At 70.2% G+C, this 2,611-nt stretch carries 4 protein-coding genes; 1 reads left to right on the top strand and 3 read right to left on the bottom strand.

The annotated features are described in order from the left end of the window. From E1266_RS36770 to E1266_RS36760, 3 genes are all read right to left on the bottom strand, one after another. Nucleotides 1–958, bottom strand: a 958-nt coding sequence (locus tag E1266_RS36770) for a hypothetical protein (RefSeq protein WP_207946151.1), incomplete at its 3' end; no start/stop codon positions are given. An 8-nt stretch (nt 959–966) separates the two neighbouring features. Further along, nucleotides 967–1,269 (bottom strand): WXG100 family type VII secretion target, encoded by a 303-nt coding sequence (locus E1266_RS36765; protein WP_132055149.1) that lies wholly within the window; start codon nt 1,267–1,269, stop codon nt 967–969. Next, complete coding sequence (locus tag E1266_RS36760; RefSeq protein WP_165966368.1) at nt 1,266–1,667, bottom strand: YbaB/EbfC family nucleoid-associated protein; 402 nt, start codon at nt 1,665–1,667, stop codon at nt 1,266–1,268. The genes E1266_RS36765 and E1266_RS36760 overlap by 4 nt, the downstream gene beginning before the upstream one ends. A 220-nt stretch (nt 1,668–1,887) precedes the next feature. On the opposite strand from E1266_RS36760, the gene E1266_RS36755 reads away from it, so the two are divergent. Further along, complete coding sequence (locus E1266_RS36755) at nt 1,888–2,175, top strand: hypothetical protein (protein WP_132055145.1); 288 nt, start codon at nt 1,888–1,890, stop codon at nt 2,173–2,175. The last annotated feature ends 436 nt before the right edge of the window (nt 2,176–2,611 follow it).

Raw genomic sequence — 2,611 nt, 5'->3', positions numbered from 1 at the left:
GTGTGGGAGTCGGTGTGGGGGTCGGCGGGTCTCCGCCGGGCAGCCCCGCGTTGTAGCTGCTGAGGCCGTCCCTGCCGCCGCCGACGGCACCGCCGAACGCCCCCGATGTGGCGCCCTTGGCGATGGCGTCCCAGGTCAGCGGGTCGCCGTGGATCGCGGCCGTGGCGACCGTGCCGGCCACGCCGCTGATGCCCTCGGACAGCCCCTCCCGCAGCATGCCCCGGCCCATGTTGCCGAGCGCGGTGTCCGCGGTGTCGCCCAGGCCGGGAACCTTGCCCATGCCGTGCGAGACGCCGCCGGAGATGGCGCCGCCGATCGCGCCGTCCAGGGTGGCCGCGCCGGTCTTCTTCCAGTCGACGCCGTCACGGTTGCCCTGCGCGATCTGCACGCCCTGGACGAGCAGGTCGAGCCCGCCGCCCTCCACGGCACCGACGATGGCGCCCCTCAGCACGGCGCCGAGGAACCGCTGGCTGAGCCGCTCCAGCAGCTCCTTGGCGATCGTTCTGGCGGAGACCTGCGCCGCGACCTCCACGGCCGGGATGGCCGCCGTCGACGCGCCGAAGGTCGCGAACGCCGCCGCGATCAGGTAGGCGATCTCGATCGCCGTGATGATCAGCAGGGCGATGAACATGTACTTGGCGTACTCGATGTCGAGCGCGCCGCCGTCGAGCGTCTCGGCGAGCTGCCCGCACGACTCGACCAGTTTGGTCAGGATCTGCGGGTCGGTGGTGACCCACTGCTCCCATTTCTGGCCGAACGCCTCGGCCGCGCCGCTGTCGAGCGCGGAGCGCACGTCGGACGCGGTCTGGACGAGCTCCTGGATCAGCCCGTCGACCTCGGTTCCGGCGGTCCGCCACGCCTCGGCGCAGCGGCGCATCGCCGTTTCGTCGCCTTCGGGCCAGTCGGCGCCGATGATCCAACCCAGCCACTGGACCGGTTCCGGTATCTCGAGACCCACGGCTCAGTTCACTTCAGCCTTGAGGCGTCCTCGGCCGCCTTGTAGGTCTTGGCCATCTGGTCCACGCCCTTCTTGATGCCTTCGAGACCGTCCTTGAGCTTGGGAAACGACTCCTGGACGCTCGTGGCCGGCTGCTTGTAGCCCTGCGCGAACGTCTTGCCGGTCTCGTCGGCTCCCCAGCACTCGCCCTCGGCGCTGAGCGCGGAGCTGAGCCGGTCGTAGATCGCCTTGAGCTGGCCGGCGCCCGTCTTGAATCCCTCGCCCGCGCGCTTCAGTTCCTCTGTGTCGACCTCTAGGTGCTCGTAGGTCATGGCGGCAGGATCCCCAGTCGTTCGCGGACGGCGTTGATGTCGTCGGGGCGTTCGGGCAGCAGCTTGGCGATGTCGAACCCGTGCTCGGCCCCACCCTCGGGGGCGAGCCCCTGCATCGCCTCGCGTATCAGGTTGGTGACCTCTGTCTGCGCGGCCTTGGTCGCCTCCATGATCGCCTCGGCGAGCTCCGTGGCGCCGAGCCTGCGCTGGACGCGTGGATCGAGGTCGAGCGAGGCCAGCCGGCCCTGCCGGTCGACCTTGACGCGCACCATGCCGTCGGCGGCCTCGGCCTCGGCCTCGATGGCCTCCAGCTTGGACTGCATCTCCTGGATCTGCCGGCGCTTCTCCTGGTACGTCTGCAGGAGTTCGTCGATATGCGCCTGCCATTCAGCGCGCACAGGCACCCCTCTGTTCGTCGGGAGCTTGGGAAGCCCGCGACCGCGCACGATCACAGGTACACAGAGATTGATCATTTATAGAGCCATGGCTGGCTTTGTCGCAACCCGCCCCGGACAGTCCGTAGCGTGGGGGTGAGGCCACTGACGTTGTGGAACACTTCGGGGACCGCGCGGTGCGCCGCGCAGGCCGAGCCGGAGACCGGGAAAGGGTGGGTGGACGATGCGCAGGAAGCCGAACATCTGCGATGCCTGCGTGCGGTTGCAGAAGAGGTCCAACCCGGGGAGCACTAGCTCGCTTGACCGGTGGATCCCCTATTGCGACGCCTTTCCGGAACGCGTGCCGAACGAGATCTACCGCGCCGGGTTCGATCACCGGAACCCGTTCGAGGGCGACCGGGGCATCCGGTTCGAGTTGCGTCCCGGCGGGGAGCGGGCCCTGGCCGCGTACGAGGCTTCGATCGCCGGGCGGCAGGGCGCCCGGGGCGCCGATTCCGGCCAGAGCGGCTGACCCCGGTCGGTGCGGCCGGGGAGTCCTCCGCCTTGCCGAGGTGAGGGGCATCGTCGCTCCGGGAGGTCTCACGGGCTGGGGGCGCACGGGGTTGAGGACAGGCTAGCGGGAGCCCTTGGCGGTTTCAGGGGTTAGACGGCCGGATAGGGCTTTTGGTTCGGTGAGACCCTTGTACGGAAAGCTCCTAGGCTGTGGGGCACGGGCCCCCGCCCGGTCCGGTGTGCACGGGGCGAGGCTCTCGTAGGCTGACCGGGTGAAAGGGGGGCGGGTGACCGACTCCAGTTGGCAGCAGGCCGTCCTGAGCGACGTCGGCGTTTCGCGGCGTGGGCTCCAGGTGCTCGACGAGGCGCCGACCAGCGTCGCGCAGCCGTCCTGGGGAGCCGACGCGCCGCGTCCGGCGGCTGAGCAGCGGCCCGCGCCCGTGCCCGTACCGGGC

It is taken from the genome of Actinomadura sp. 7K534 (assembly GCF_004348575.1).
GTDB classification, from domain to species: Bacteria; Actinomycetota; Actinomycetes; order Streptosporangiales; family Streptosporangiaceae; genus Spirillospora; species Spirillospora livida.
This window is presented reverse-complemented; position numbering and strand designations above follow the sequence as displayed.